Source organism: Halalkalibacter sp. HAAS-P013, assembly GCF_056619925.1.
This window is the reverse complement of the sequence record NZ_JBWQTU010000005.1, coordinates 229,688-244,220: the sequence shown is the minus strand read 5'-3', so window position 1 is coordinate 244,220 and position 14,533 is coordinate 229,688. Positions and strand designations below refer to the sequence as shown.

Annotated in this window: 14 protein-coding genes and 1 riboswitch; all 14 genes read right to left on the bottom strand. The window is 38.4% G+C overall.

Annotated features, from left to right (window positions below; all coding sequences use genetic code 11):
- Positions 1–89: 89 nt before the first annotated feature.
- On the bottom strand, positions 90–662 hold the full coding sequence (locus AC1FXP_RS09480; protein ID WP_480060673.1) for a Maf family protein: 573 nt from the start codon (positions 660–662) through the stop codon (positions 90–92).
- Between the two features lie 378 nt (positions 663–1,040).
- Entirely contained in the window at positions 1,041–2,120 is a 1,080-nt protein-coding gene (locus AC1FXP_RS09475) for a hypothetical protein (RefSeq protein ID WP_480060671.1), read from the bottom strand.
- 141 nt (positions 2,121–2,261) lie between these two features.
- On the bottom strand, positions 2,262–3,479 hold the full coding sequence (locus AC1FXP_RS09470) for a type II secretion system F family protein (RefSeq protein ID WP_480060669.1): 1,218 nt from the start codon (positions 3,477–3,479) through the stop codon (positions 2,262–2,264).
- Between the two features lie 17 nt (positions 3,480–3,496).
- Positions 3,497–4,537 carry a type IV pilus twitching motility protein PilT gene (locus tag AC1FXP_RS09465; protein ID WP_480060667.1) on the bottom strand — a complete coding sequence of 347 codons (1,041 nt, stop codon included), beginning with the start codon at positions 4,535–4,537 and terminating at the stop codon, positions 3,497–3,499.
- 13 nt (positions 4,538–4,550) lie between these two features.
- Complete coding sequence (locus AC1FXP_RS09460; protein WP_480060665.1) at positions 4,551–6,221, bottom strand: GspE/PulE family protein; 1,671 nt, start codon at positions 6,219–6,221, stop codon at positions 4,551–4,553.
- A gap of 37 nt (positions 6,222–6,258) precedes the next feature.
- Positions 6,259–7,890: a hypothetical protein gene (locus AC1FXP_RS09455; protein ID WP_480060663.1), complete on the bottom strand. Its 1,632-nt coding sequence runs from the start codon at positions 7,888–7,890 to the stop codon at positions 6,259–6,261.
- Complete coding sequence (locus tag AC1FXP_RS09450) at positions 7,883–8,449, bottom strand: hypothetical protein (protein ID WP_480060661.1); 567 nt, start codon at positions 8,447–8,449, stop codon at positions 7,883–7,885. The genes AC1FXP_RS09455 and AC1FXP_RS09450 overlap by 8 nt, the downstream gene beginning before the upstream one ends.
- Before the next feature lie 21 nt (positions 8,450–8,470).
- Positions 8,471–9,586 carry a type IV pilus biogenesis protein PilM gene (pilM, locus tag AC1FXP_RS09445; RefSeq protein ID WP_480060659.1) on the bottom strand — a complete coding sequence of 372 codons (1,116 nt, stop codon included), beginning with the start codon at positions 9,584–9,586 and terminating at the stop codon, positions 8,471–8,473.
- A gap of 9 nt (positions 9,587–9,595) precedes the next feature.
- Positions 9,596–10,576 (bottom strand): hypothetical protein, encoded by a 981-nt coding sequence (locus AC1FXP_RS09440; RefSeq protein ID WP_480060657.1) that lies wholly within the window; start codon positions 10,574–10,576, stop codon positions 9,596–9,598.
- A 14-nt stretch (positions 10,577–10,590) separates the two neighbouring features.
- Complete coding sequence (locus AC1FXP_RS09435) at positions 10,591–11,085, bottom strand: PilW family protein (RefSeq protein WP_480060655.1); 495 nt, start codon at positions 11,083–11,085, stop codon at positions 10,591–10,593.
- The gene (locus tag AC1FXP_RS09430) at positions 11,075–11,551 is read right to left on the bottom strand and encodes a prepilin-type N-terminal cleavage/methylation domain-containing protein (protein WP_480060653.1); all 477 of its coding nucleotides are present in this window, start codon (positions 11,549–11,551) and stop codon (positions 11,075–11,077) included. Before AC1FXP_RS09430 ends, AC1FXP_RS09435 begins: the two co-directional genes overlap by 11 nt.
- Positions 11,552–11,563: 12 nt before the next feature.
- On the bottom strand, positions 11,564–12,304 hold the full coding sequence (locus AC1FXP_RS09425) for a prepilin peptidase (RefSeq protein ID WP_480060980.1): 741 nt from the start codon (positions 12,302–12,304) through the stop codon (positions 11,564–11,566).
- Positions 12,305–12,391: 87 nt separating this feature from the next.
- On the bottom strand, positions 12,392–12,751 hold the full coding sequence (locus AC1FXP_RS09420) for a type II secretion system protein (protein WP_480060651.1): 360 nt from the start codon (positions 12,749–12,751) through the stop codon (positions 12,392–12,394).
- Positions 12,752–12,893: 142 nt separating this feature from the next.
- A riboswitch (cyclic di-GMP riboswitch) is annotated at positions 12,894–12,977 on the bottom strand.
- Positions 12,978–13,212: 235 nt separating this feature from the next.
- Positions 13,213–14,508, bottom strand: a complete 1,296-nt coding sequence (locus AC1FXP_RS09415) for a bifunctional folylpolyglutamate synthase/dihydrofolate synthase (protein ID WP_480060649.1) — start codon at positions 14,506–14,508, stop codon at positions 13,213–13,215.
- Positions 14,509–14,533: the final 25 nt, after the last annotated feature.

Sequence of the window (14,533 nt, the reverse complement as noted above, 5' to 3'; positions counted from 1 at the left end):
TTATGAAGTTTTAAAAAAGGGAAAACCATCGCGTTTGTACTTGGTTAAGATTAAACACGCAACTCGCATTCTAACATAGGAACAATCCATTACATGTTTGGGGTTATGCCGATTTTTTTTAATTCTCGCATCGTTCTAGCAAGAGGCAGTCCGACAACAGCGAAGTAGTCACCAACAATACGCTTCACTAAAAAAGCGCCAAAACCCTGGATCCCATAGCTACCTGCTTTATCAAACGGTTCACCACTGCGAATGTACATCGTAATATCCTCCTCTGATAAAGGATAAAACTCTACATCCGTTTTCTCATAAAAAGTCATTACGCCTTCTTTTGAGCAAATAGACACACCTGTATAAACACTATGAGTATGCCCTGATAACATTTGGAGCATTGCTTTTGCTTCCTTTTCATTTTCTGGTTTCCCAAGAATTTTATCTTCAAGGCTGACTACAGTATCCGAACCAAGAACAACAGCATCCTTTGCTTTTGACCATACATCCTCTGCTTTTTGCTTGGCTAGTTGCTGTACAACGTCCGCAGGAGACAATCCCTCCTTTACAACTTCTTCTACTGTACTTGTTTGAATGGAAAAAGAATAATGAGCTTGTTCGAGTAGCTCTTTGCGCCTCGGGGAACCTGAGGCTAAAATGAAAGATTTCATGAAGGGGTCACCTCTACAATGTTTTCTTTTTATTGTACAGGTTCAAAAGTAGAATACCAAATTCTTCTTATTTCAACAATTCATTTGATAGATAAACTACCACGTTGAGAGCACGAAAAAGGCAATTGTCCCTTTTCCTGCCCTCTTTAAAAACTAAAAAAGGTGAATTCTCGAGGCCACTGAAAAAGGTACGGTTTTGACCTTTTTCAGTGGCCTCTAAGCAATGAGCGGAACCGTTGCTTTGTCTTAAAGCCTGCTATGAGTGGGTTTCTTATAGCAGGCGCGCAACGTGTGGAGCCATTGCTGCTTCCTCGAATCCGCTAGAAAGGACTTTTTCAGTGCCCTCGAATTCTCTAGCAAGTTCCATCCTATCTGCTATTACTTCAACTCTTCTACGACTAGCTCATAATTAACAAGTGCATCCAAAAGAGCTTGCTGTGACTGCCAAAGAGCCTTCTCTTCCTTTGTGTTCACATATGACGAAAGTTTATCTCCAGCGAGGACCAGATTATCTCCAAGTGCTAGTGCTTGATCTTGTACTGGCTGAGTCATATTAGCGAAAGCTTGATCTCGGTCTGCTTGCAAGCTAGCAGTTGTCTTTTCAACTTGCTCAATACGTTCGGCAGTTAATAAAGAGCCTCCACCAAAACCATCAACAGTTAACTGCAATAGTTCCTTATAATGAGCGATGGCATTTGCAAACCAAGCTGTTACTTCCTCTGCTTGTCCAGATACCGTTTGACCATCAACACGGTACGTCTTTAAATACGTATCTTGGCCATACCCTTCATATAAAGAGCTTATTTTTGTCGCCTGAGCTCGGTCCCCACCAGCTCCAATAAACATATAAATCGGATCTGTCGACTGTGTTAATGTCGCCGCTAATCCTTGCTCTTGTAACTTAGTGACAATCTCTTGTCCTGTAGATTGCTCACCAAATGCTCCCCCTTGCACCACTTCTAACGTCAGATCTGGGAGAGCCTGTCCCCCAGCTTCATCAGCCGTTGGAATCGCACTGGTAACAGTTTCTCCTGCACCTGCTATACTAGCTCCATTTCCAGTAAAGACAGTTAAAACCATGAAGCCCAAGCTTAAACCTACAACAACGGCAGAAAACAAGGCTACCACCAACATAACCGGAAACTTCGGTTTATTTTTAGCATGGTACGATTTCTTCTTCCGTTTAAAAGGCAGCTTCGGGCTTTTCTCACTGAAGCCATCATCCCAATAAGGCTGTTCATTTCTTTTTCTTTCTTCTTGTTTACTCCCAAAATCTATGATGTTATCTGGTTGAGGAATGATTTCAGATTGATCTTCTGCTATATTGTCACGGGCCGCTACAATTTCTTCTGAAACATCTTGTACTTTTTGTCTAGAATCTTCTTCACGAGTGCGATCTTCAATATTTTGCTCCTTCCCATTTAAGCGGACCGATATTTTATATTTGTCTTGTTCCATGTAAACCACTCCCTCCCTCATCTTTTTCTTATAATCCTATTCTATTAAACAATAATGGTAGATAGAACAAATTACTGAAAAATTTACTAAGAGGAAATAAAAAAAGAAACCTCTATTCTACATAGATGTTTCTTCTAGATGTTAGCCTCCAAAATCATTGTAAATTGTGAACATTGGTAGAATAGTGGCAAGAACAATCGTACCTACTATAACTCCTAAGATCACAATCATTAGTGGTTCAATAATCGAACTCATCCGAGAGGCCATTTGCTCTACTTCTTCTTCATAAAAATCAGCCACTTTTTCAAGCATTGTATCAAGTTGCCCGGATTCCTCCCCAACCTTAACCATGTGGCTTACTAACTTCGGAAATACCCAACTATTATTTAACGGTTCTGATAAACTTTCCCCTGCACGTAATGACTCTTTTGAGTCTCCCAACACTTTTTTCACTACTTCATTATTAGCTATATCCGAACTCATCGTTAATGTTTGTAAAACGGGGACGGAGCTTGCAAACAATGAAGCCATAGTCCTAGTCACTCGAGCGATGATTGTTTTTTGTGCCAGTAGTCCGAATACAGGTATTTTTAATTTTACATAATCAAGCATATAACGGCCTTTTGGATCTCTCTTCACCGCTATAAAAGCAAATGTCAAAACAAAACCTATTAGAAGCGCAATATACCACTGATGGATCAAGAAATTCGATGCTGCCATTACCATTCGTGTCGGCCCAGGTATTTCTCCGCCCATAGAAGTTAAATTGTTTAATAGACTTGGTAAGACAAGTGTTAATAAAATAATGACAACAGCTACAGCAATAACCGATACCGCAATCGGATACATCATAGCTGATTTTACCTTTTCGCGAACTCTTCGCTCTTTTTCATAAAAGGTTGCTAAACGATCTAACACTTTCTCTAAATCTCCACTCGTCTCTCCTGCACGCACCATATTAATGAAAACTTTATCAAAAACTTTCGGGTGCTTTGCGCATGCTTCGGAAAAAGACGTTCCTGACCGTACATCAGTATATATTTCATTTAATATTTTTTGAAACTGTTTCGAAGACACTTGTTCAGATAGGATCTTAATTGACTGCACGATCGTTGTCCCTGCGTTAAGCAACGTTGCTAATTGCCGGCAGAAGATGACAAACTCAGCATGCTTTACCGGGTTTCCAATAATGATATTAATGTCTTTATTCCAGATCGTTTCCTTTTGTTCACGAAGGTCGGAAATAAAAAGGCCTTTTCCTTTTAACTCCGTAGCAGCTGATTCTTGAGAATTGGCTGTAACCTTACCCCTTATTTCTTTCCCGGTTCTTGAGTCAATTCCTTTGTAGAGAAAAACCACTGATTTTCCTCCTCCTCTTATTCGTGTTTATCCCAACCTGGTACAAATTCATCTGCAACAGCACGTGTGACAGTACCATTTTGTACAAGATTGAGAACGGCTCTATTAATCGTTTGCATGCCACTATTACGACCTGTCTCCAATACGGACAAAATTTGATGAATTTTATCTGTTCGGATTAAGTTAGCAACTGCTGTGTTATTCACTAAAATTTCCAAAGCAGCCGTTCTTTCTTTTCCATTCGCTGTCGGCAAAAGGCGTTGCGAAATAACTCCAAGTAAGGAACTAGCAAGCTGCATACGGACTTGCCGATGTTGTTCAGCAGGAAACACATCAATGATACGGTGAACCGTTTGAGAGGACGTTTGAGTATGAAGTGTCCCAAGAACTAAGTGGCCTGTTTCGGCTGCTGTAATCGCCGTTTGGACTGTATCAAGATCACGCATCTCTCCAACGAAAATCACATCTGGATCTTGACGTAAGGCAGCCCTTAAACCAATGGCGAATGCCTTGCTATCATGACCGATTTCACGTTGATTAACGATGCTTTTTTTATGCTTATGCAAAAACTCTATTGGATCTTCAAGCGTCAATACGTGTTTGCTCATCGTTTCATTAATATAATCGATCATCGCTGCTAACGTAGTAGATTTTCCAGATCCGGTTGGTCCTGTTACAAGCAAAATACCTTGTGTTTGTTTCGCAAAATCTTTTAAAATTGACGGAAGGCCCAATTCCTCAAGTGTTGGAACATTTCCATCGACGACACGACAAACAATTCCTACTGACCCTCTTTGACGAAACACATTTACCCTAAAGCGACAAACGCCTTGAATCGCGTATGAAAAGTCTAGTTCACCGTTTTGCTCAAACTTCAAGAATTGATCCTCTGGAATGAGTTGTTTAGCCATGGATAGTGTTAATTCTGGCGTTAACACATCTGAATTAACTTTTTTTAACTTTCCATTTACTCTCAGGCATGGCGGTGCCCCTACTGTAATGTGTAAATCTGATGCCTTATTTTGAAAAGCAAAGTATAACAATTTTTCTATATCCAACGCAGCTCACCTTCTATTCGACAGTTACTCTAAATACTTCATCAATCGTCGTTTGACCTAATGAAGCTTTTATTAAGCCATCTTCAGACATTCTCACAAAGCCTTGCTCGTTAATGTATTGCCGATATGTTGCATCAGATGATTTTTGTGTAATGAGCTCACGTAAATGATCATCTATAACAACCACTTCATGAATGGCAATACGTCCTCTATAGCCCGTATTGTTACAGTTTGCACACCCTACTCCTCTTACAAGCTTTTCAACCGGTAAGCGACGTGATTCATAAAGATATCGCTCTTCAACTGTTGGCTGATATTCTTTTGCACAAGCTGGGCAAACACGACGAACAAGACGCTGGGCAACGACTCCCGTAAGCGCTGATGAGACAAGAAACGGCTCGATCCCCATATCAATTAATCGACTGATTGCACTAATGGCATCATTTGTATGCAATGTACTTAGAACTAGATGCCCTGTTAAAGCTGAGCGAAGCGCAATTTCAACTGTTTCGGTATCCCGAACTTCCCCGACCATAATCACGTCGGGATCTTGACGAAGAATAGAACGTAAACCAGCAGCAAATGTCATCCCAATGCTTGAATTTACTTGAACTTGATTAATTCCCTGAACTTGATATTCAACAGGATCCTCCACTGTAATGATATTAACATCGGGAGAGTTTAAGTTCGTTAAAGCTGAGTATAACGTTGTTGATTTTCCTGATCCGGTTGGGCCTGTAACAAGAATGATCCCATATGCACTACTTAACATTTTTTGGAATTTTTCTTCATTCTTACTTAAAAACCCAAGTTTATGAATTCCTAGCGAGACATTTCCTGTATCCAAAATACGCAAAACGATTTTCTCTCCGAAAACCGTTGGCAAGATCGATACACGTAAATCTATTTTTCGAAGGTCTAAATCGATTTTGAAACGGCCATCCTGAGGCAAACGTTTTTCTGCAATATTTAAATCGGCTAAAATCTTCACCCTTGATACGAGAACATTATGCATGTTCTTTGGAACCGTCCGCTCCTGACGAAGGATTCCATCAACACGAAAGCGAATGATCGTTTCCGACTCTAATGCATCAATATGGATGTCACTTGCTCCTACTTGAACAGCCTGAGAAATAAGCTGGTTTATCATTTTTGCAACCGGCGAATCATCCGATTGCTGCATTTCCAAAAGTGTTTCATCATCTGTTTTCGTTGTAATATCGTCCAACATTTGATCGATTGACTTTTGTATTCCATAATAACGATTTATCGCTAAACGAACTTCTTCTCTTTTTGCAATCGCAGGCTCAATTTGAAAACCTGTGCTAAGCCTTAGATCATCTAAGGCAAAATAATCCAGCGGATCTGCCATCGCAACCGTTAAGCGATTTTCATTTCGTTCAACCGGAATTAATTGATATTTGCGCGCAAGTTCTTCATTAATAATCCCAATCGTTTTCTGGTCAATTTTCTCATTATAAAGATTAATGTGAGGAATCCCAAGTTGAAACTCAAGTATTTCAATGATTTGCTGTTCGGTTACTATCCCCATCGTAACAAGCTGATCGCCTAGGCGAGCCTTTGTCTTTTTTTGCTCATGAAGAGCATCCATTAATTGAGCTTGCGTAATTATTCCTGATTCAATGAGTAAATCGCCTAACCGTTTTCGTTTTTGCGTGACCATACGTGTATCTCCTTTTTAAATCAAGCTGTAAATAGAGCTACTTAGTTTCGAAGCGCACAAAACCATTTAATGAATACACGAAATCAAGCATTACTCCTTGTGTCTGCCAAAGTACTTTTACATCATTCGTTTCTTTAAACTCTTCTATTGTTTGTAACGCTAATTGTAGAAAAATGATTGTATCCTGAAGCTGTACTTTTCGTTCGATTTCTTCTGAATCTTTTATTGATTCTTTTGCTTTCATTTCATAGGCTTCAACTTTTGAACGAATCATTGACAGCTGTTCTTCTGTCAACTTGTAATCGTTACTAGTAATACCTTTGACAGCAGCATCACTAACGTATGTGATTGCCTCTATCGCTTCTGGCAATAACTTCTCCTTTTCATCAGTCGGCAGACGAAATGGAACGGCTTCTACCCAAGAATGAAACTCTTTGTCAATCTTGTATAGATAATCAACAATTTCCGTAGCTGAATCACGTGTGTGTGCAATACTAGTATTAATGACTAAACTAGATAATGCAGGATCATATTTTCTTACAACTGTTCGTGGAAACACTCCTGCATCAAGCAAACTAAATAATTGGTTTGAAAAATAAACATCCGTGTTATAAGCACCTGTTTGAACGAGATAAAAAACCGAGTCACCTTCTTTTACCGTCTTATCATATCCAGATGGCAAGTAATATAATTCAATACTCGCAACCCCTTGCTTTTTATCATAACTTTCTTTTGGATATATAGGAGATAACGTTATATTTCCCGGTTTCATTACATCATTGTCTGTCGACCCACCTGTTGTTCCACCAGTCTGTCCAGTCGATGTATTCCCACTTGATGTCCCGCCAGTTGTTGTGTTGTTATTATTACTATCAGCTTCCTTGCCTGTGCTACTGTCATTTGACTCAGTAGGGATATTTTTTGTATTGCCGTTTGTTTCATCAATATCATCCAGATTGCCTTCAGCCCGTTTTATATATTGATCTAACTTCTCCTTATCAAATGTATAGTCTAATTCAAACTCATTAAGCGCCTCGATATACTCGGCAAAGTCTTTACTATAAAAAGCTCTTATTGTGACAGTACCATTAAACGTTTCTTCTAAATTGTCAGCCACACTTATGTCGTACGTATAATCTTGTACATGAACTGTTCGTGGAAGGTTTTCAACTTTCTCAACGAACATATGAACATCTTTCTCTTCTCCTGTTACATCGACATTAAGTTCAGTGTAAGATACAGATAAGAAATCAACGTCTTTGACACGTGCGTCTAAAATGTCTAACACTTCATCTGGCAAGATATGACTCCATAACTGCTCCTCACTTTCATTAGGAGTGATCGTGCTAGAAATATTTTTAATAAATACACCTGTTTCTAATTCCGTACGTTCGAGATCGGCAACTAACTGTTCGACATTAGGCTGTGACGGTAAGCTAGTAAGCAATCTTTTTTGGTCTTGTAGCGTTAATGTTTGTGGGCTCAATTGAGAAATCTGAGCTTCATAATTTGAGATTTCTGTATTAATCGACTGTAATTCTCTTTGCTGAGTTGCTTTCTCCGTCTGTAAAGGACGCACTTGATACAAGTAAAAAGAAACAAGGCCTAGAAATAACAAAATAATCATGTATAATACCGGCTTTTGATATCTAACTAACCATTCACTCAAATCCATCACCTACTAACGTTTGGAGACTTAATGTATATTGAGAGGTATAGGCTAGGTCATTTTCTTCATCTATTACGGAAATGGAATTAAGCTCTGCCCCTATAACGACTTCTTCACTTAATAAACGATTTAAAAAGATGGCTGAATCTCCTTTTGAAAAAGTTGATACAGTCAAATGTAACTCTCCATTATTAGTATAGTTAAAGTAATCCACAGTTGCATTATTAGGTAGAAGAATATAGATTCGATCTTTAATATCTACAGTCCCTTTATAAATATCATTTAAAAATCTATCGAGTGTCATATAATGATCAACATAGTTATACTCTGTTACCCCTTGGGTCATCGAGCTATACTCCAATTCTTTTTCATTTCGTACATCTGTCTGCAGCGCAATTTGGTCTTCAAGTGCTTGAACATGATTACGTGTATCAAAAAATGTGTATGTGAGAACAATAGCTCCTACAAAGATCGCAGCAAGCCCAGCAACTGGAATAACAGGAAAAGTCCCTTCACTTACTCTTGATCGCTCTGGGAGCAAGTCAATGCTAATGTTCACGTTTATCTCTCCAATCTACGACTATTGCCTCTTCTTTTTATTAGGCTTTTCATTTGCTCGTAACGCAAGTCCAATTGCAACACTACATGCATCTAGTACATCATTGTCAAACTCATCATTCACTAAAATGGAACGATAATCGATTCGCGTCACTTCCATCGGCAATCTTTCTTTTAAGCTATCAAAGACATTACGAGCATCTTCGCCAGTAATGATCATTCTATTGAACTCACTTTCACGTTCTCCAAGCGAATAGCGGTAGAAGTTTTGTGCCTTTTGTATCTCATTGATTAGAGCGTTCATATAATTTTCTTGCTGCCAATCTGATGCTCCCTTTGTAGCCGCTATTTCACGTTCTCCCTCAAATGAATCCATGTCAAAAGACAACACTTCTTCTTCAGATGTTGAAGCATCTTCCATTAATTCTTCACTTTCAATTGCCATTGTTCTTGAGAAAACGATCAGTTCATTTTTGAAGATATGAATATCAACTTCGTCTCCTCCGACATCAATGACCATCTCTGTTCCTCTTAACCAACGTGGCTGGACGTTCATTAACAAACGTTGAAGTGCCAATCCACGAATTTCTGCTGTTAACGTTTTGTAACCTGCATCTTCGCACGCATCTAATAAACCTTCTGACACGGCACGTGACGTTGCAAACAAAAGAACCTCACTCCGAGGCGTTCGCACGTCTCGATTGTTTAATTCCTCTAACGTAAAATCTTCATGCTCTCCCAATTTTTTCTGTACCGGTTGAATCGAATCAATTTTAACAAAATCGTAAATTGGATCTTCAAAAGGAAGATGAATGCTTTCCCCAATTTGAAAGGGTAGAATTTTAGCCAAATCCTTTTCCTCTAAATCTGGTAACGTATCTATCTTTCTAATTAACGTACTTTGAGTAGGAATTGCAATGTGAACATGTTTCGAAGCTAGTTTATTATTTTGTAAATAGGAACGAAGTGTACTTGATAATCGATCAATATCCAATGGCGCTCCATTGCTTATCACATTTTCATCAATGCTTGTTTCATAGAGATCTTCTAACACTGGTACTGGCTTATCTATTTTCACTGTTGCAAATGATACTTTGTTGTCCCGAAAGTCTATGCCAGAATACTTTTTGTTAAACATAAAAACACCTCACTCTCTCGATCTTAGTGTCCGATAAAAGACAACTTCCTCGTCATAATCCCATTCTTCACCATACTCAACCGTAACGTGACCAGGATGGACCTTATTGCAATCTAATTTCGTATCATTTAGCAGGTCACATGGAATTCCATTGACATCCCCTGTCACCCTCAGCGGATTCCCTGGGAGTAATTCAAAGTGTCTAGAGATCACACCTGTATTAACAGTAAGAATAGGGGTTCCATTTAGGTCAATTTCCTTAACGATTAATAACCCATTTACCGTGATCCTATCGTTCCCTCGTAACGTTAATTTGTCTACAACATAGACTTCATTTTCTTTAATGGTCAGGGAACTTTGCCTAAGATTGGTATGTCTAAAAACAGTCAAACCTCCAAAATCAGTGTTTATTGAATTATATTTATTCCAAACACTCTCGAATTGCGGTTCTGTTATTTGAATAATATCTTCACTACCTACTTCTACTTGCTGTCGTTCAGCATTTAGGTTCCCACCTATAAAGTTAATCGCTGCTCCTTGTCCAAAATACCTGCTGACGATTTCTTTATGCTTTGAGGCATGTATCGTAATTTCACGATTTATTTGGGGGTCTTGCTTCAAACTTGCTGTTACCGTCGCTTCAATGGTTTCTTCATTTTCACTATTCTCTGACTCTTCCACTAGTTTTGCTAACACTCTAATAACGATCGTTTCAGAGGCAATTTCGTATTCTTGAAATACATCCTCTGTTTGAAACTCTTCAAAAATATAAATAGGTTTTTTTTCCGCAGTTTCTATATCATCAAGAAACAAATCTATCGCACCTTCAAGAAGATAAAATTCCTTTTCGACTGACGCATTTTGAGCAATTGTTTTTTGGCTGTATGTAGTTTGAGTTAACATGGACAGACCAACAATCGATATAAAGACAATCACAAAAAGAATGAGGATTAAAGCAGCCCCTTGTTCAGATTGAATATGCTTATTCATTTTTTTCATCCTTTTCAATTAAACCGATTATAAAAAATAGTACTAGTAAGTTCGATACTTCTTCCTGACTTTTCAATTGCGAGAATGACCTCAACCAAATTAGGTCTGTCGCTGTCACCTTCCATGATCTCAAACTTACTGATATCTTCAGAAAGAATGTTGCCATTTTCACCAAGTCTCATCGTACCCTTACCGTCTATTTCTTCATACGTTAAATAAACATCAGAGCACCTATTTTCCTCTACATCATTTTCAGAAATACAAACCAATTCCCATTTATTTGCTGACTGAACTTTTGTCCAAACAACATTTTTATCACGCATTTTTTCTGTGATCCTTTCCATAATAAAACGCGCTTCTCGTTGTAGATCATTTTGCACTGAAACTTCTCTTTCTGTATTCATAGCTAATGAAACCATCATGACAATTGGGGTTGTGACAGCAACCATAATGACAATAGTGACAAGAAGCTCAATTAACGTTACACCGCGCTCGTTGTTAAAAAGCATCTTTCTTCACCACCGTTATTAGTTCAACCTCATTCAACTTCGTAAACATACCACTTTCAGGCCCAGAAGAGATAAGAGAAAAATTGGATACCTTTACTGAAACTTCGTTAAAGCTGAGATTAGCCGAATATGGAAGGACCGTTACCTCAATTGTATAGTCTCGTGAACTATTCAAGTTTTCTTTATAAATATTAGGTAAGCTATAATCAGCATCTGAGCAAGCTGCAGATTTACCTTCACTATTCCAACAATACACGCCTTCATGATGAAACCCACCGTCTGAGTCATTTAACCTGGCCTGTTCGATTACAGTCTGAGCAATATAGGCATTTCGTGTATCTTGGTCTTGACTGACAGTACGAGAAAACGTACCTGTCATAATCGTTAGTAGAGGAACGAGGATGATTCCAGCTATAACAATCGCCACAAGCAGTTCAATTAACGTTACACCTTTCTCATCTCCCATCCTACTACCTCCCTACCAAAAGCTTGTATACCAATTCCAAATATCAAATCCAAATAAATAGGCAGCTATCGTTCCAATAAAGATAAAAGGTCCAAAGGCAATCGGTTGTTTCCGTTTCACTACTCCTGTCAGCAACAAAATTCCACCAACAACAGCACCAGCAAATGAAGCAAGCACAAGACTCATGACCGTCAGCCAAGGACCAAGTGCAACCCCAATAGCTGCATAAAGCTTTATATCGCCACCACCCATGCCGCCACGACTGGCAATTGCGATTACTAGTAACAATACAAAACCAACAACCCCACCAGCTAGATAATACCAAAATGGCTCACTTCCAATAAATAAACGACTAATGAGTAAAACAACAAACATTGGTATAGTCACCACATTAAGGATCAGTTGTTCCCGAATATCCGTTAATACGGAAATAACTAATAAAACGGTAAGGATAAGAGCAGGGATCAACTCCCATTCAAACCCAACAAACGTATAGACAACAAAGACAGATGTAGCTGTCAACAGCTCTCCAAATGGATATAAAGGAGAGATCTTCACTTTACAATAACGACATTTCCCTTTTAAAAAGAGATAGCTGAAAACTGGTATTAGATCAAAAGCTGATAGCTTATGTTTACAATGTGGACAATGAGAAGGAGGGAAAGCAATCGATTCTTTTTTTAATAGACGAATGGCAACGACGTTGAAGAAGCTGCCGAGTAGTAGTCCTATACAAAAAACGTAAAAATCCATAATAAACAAATTAAACTTTCCCCCTTTTTTAAAATAGCTGTCGTAAATAGGACGACAGCTATCAAATATAACTTTCTATACTCTTGATCAAGGAGTACTATATGTTATAGTACCACTATTAGTTAATGTAACATTAGTAATAACATGCCAACTAGGGATATCAGATAAATACTCTGGAACTAAAGGTGACTCATTAGTAATTAAAGCTTCCCTATCTGCTGCTGCCGTTGGTAAATCATTATTAGGATCAATTAGATATCTATTAACTGCATCTTGAAGTAATTGGACATTCCTTACATCAGTATTAAGATCTGCTTCATCGGTACCCGACATCACCATCGGAATAACAATCGCAGCAATAATACCTAAAATAACAATAACAACCAATAACTCAATAAGTGTTAAACCTTTTTGATTTTTAAGACGTTTTTGAATAAGCTTTCTCATTCTATTTACTCCCCTTTTTCACCTTATAAATATATGTCAAAAGCAGGCGGGCCCACCGTGCTTTTTCGACCACAAAAATATCCACCTTTATCCAATAACAGCATATTTGGCATAAAAAAAGACCTCATTTACTACTAATTAGCAAAATCAAGGTCGGTTGCACCAGTTGCTCTATACGACTTAGGTGCCCACATACAAGTCATATTTCATCGCGTTCCAAATATGTAATATTGTTAAACTTAGTTTAATTTCATAGTGTCTTAATGTCAATACTATTATCCTACTAAACGGCAACATTCCAGTACTTTCAACAATTTTGTCAATATTTAAACTGGACTTTCGTCACACTTTTCCAAAAATTTCAGCAATTTTAAATCTCCTCTCCTTCTTTTTACCTATTTGCCCTTATCAAAAAAAGAACTCACTAGTTTTACCTAGTGAGCTCCTTTCCCCTTTTCACTCTACTCCTTCAACCACTTACCCCTTACAGAAGAAATAAAGTATAGAGAACCTGCAACAATAAGCATTTCATTCTTTTTTAATGCCTGTACTTCCTCTTCTAAAGCTTTCTGCCAATCATCTTCAAAACGTTTATTTATTACAGATGCTTGTTCGTATAATGCCTTACTAGTAGCTGCTCGGAAGAAATCAAAGCTAGTAAATGTAAACGAGGCATTCATTCGTTCAAACGGCTTTAATAAAATACCCATATCTTTTTCTTTCGTTGCCGCAAGTAAAAAACGATATGTTTGTTCTGGGTAATGAAGCGTGAGCGTTTTTTCTAGCGATTCCATCCCTTCTTTATTATGCGCACCATCAATCACGATAAGTGGATCTTCGCTTACTTGTTCAAAACGCCCTATCCAAGTTGTTGCACGTAATCCTTTGCAAATCGAAGACATAGGAATACCAAAATTATAATTCTCCACCAATATTTCCAAAGCTCTTATCGCTACGGCCGCATTTTCTCTCTGATGTGGCCCAGACATTTGAATGGTTACATCATTTATTTGGTTATTCATTCTTTCATAAGAGAAAACTTGAAATCTTCCTTCAATTCGAATTAAGGTTTCGTTAAAATCAATTCCAAGTTGCGTATAAGGAGCCCCAACATTGCGCGAAACATCCCCTATAATCTCCTGAGCCTTTTTTTGCGAGACACCTGATACGATCGGAACACTTGGTTTTATAATCCCTGCTTTTTCAGATGTGATTTCAGGAAGCGTTTCCCCTAATATGTGCATATGGTCAAACCCGATTGATGTAATGACTGACACTAATGGAGTAATAACATTGGTTGAATCATACCTACCGCCTAAACCGACTTCAAGTAAAACAATGTCTGGCTTAGCAATCGTAGCAAAGTAATAGAAAGCAATCGTTGTGATGACTTCAAATTCAGTAGGGCTTCCAAGTTCGGTACTCGCTAATTCTTCAACTAACGGTCGAATTTGTTTTCCAGCTTCAACTAGTGCTGCCTCCTCAATAGGGTTTCCGTTAATCGAAATCCGTTCTTCAAAACACTCAATGTACGGGGATGTAAAAGTTCCTACTTTATAACCAGCTTGTTCGAGAACATGTCTCATAAAGCTTACAGTCGAGCCTTTGCCATTCGTTCCACCTATATGAACTGCTTTTATTTTTTGTTCAGGATGTTCAAGACGCTCAAGCATCCACTCCATTCGTTTTAATCCTGGTTTTATTCCAAATGGGAGCAACGAATGGATCCATTCAATCACTTCTGTTCCTGTTTTCACTGTAGACCCCAACCTTCTTTCGAAA

Excerpts from the sequence above, each read along its gene's own strand:
- AC1FXP_RS09480 (WP_480060673.1), bottom strand. The coding sequence starts at position 662 with ATGAAATCTTTCATTTTAGCCTCAGGTTCCCCGAGGCGCAAAGAGCTA.
- AC1FXP_RS09475 (WP_480060671.1), bottom strand. The coding sequence starts at position 2,120 with ATGGAACAAGACAAATATAAAATATCGGTCCGCTTAAATGGGAAGGAG.
- AC1FXP_RS09460 (WP_480060665.1), bottom strand. The coding sequence starts at position 6,221 with ATGGTCACGCAAAAACGAAAACGGTTAGGCGATTTACTCATTGAATCA.
- pilM (WP_480060659.1), bottom strand. The coding sequence starts at position 9,586 with ATGTTTAACAAAAAGTATTCTGGCATAGACTTTCGGGACAACAAAGTA.
- AC1FXP_RS09440 (WP_480060657.1), bottom strand. The coding sequence starts at position 10,576 with ATGAATAAGCATATTCAATCTGAACAAGGGGCTGCTTTAATCCTCATT.
- AC1FXP_RS09435 (WP_480060655.1), bottom strand. The coding sequence starts at position 11,085 with ATGCTTTTTAACAACGAGCGCGGTGTAACGTTAATTGAGCTTCTTGTC.
- AC1FXP_RS09430 (WP_480060653.1), bottom strand. The coding sequence starts at position 11,551 with ATGGGAGATGAGAAAGGTGTAACGTTAATTGAACTGCTTGTGGCGATT.
- AC1FXP_RS09425 (WP_480060980.1), bottom strand. The coding sequence starts at position 12,304 with ATGGATTTTTACGTTTTTTGTATAGGACTACTACTCGGCAGCTTCTTC.
- AC1FXP_RS09420 (WP_480060651.1), bottom strand. The coding sequence starts at position 12,751 with ATGAGAAAGCTTATTCAAAAACGTCTTAAAAATCAAAAAGGTTTAACA.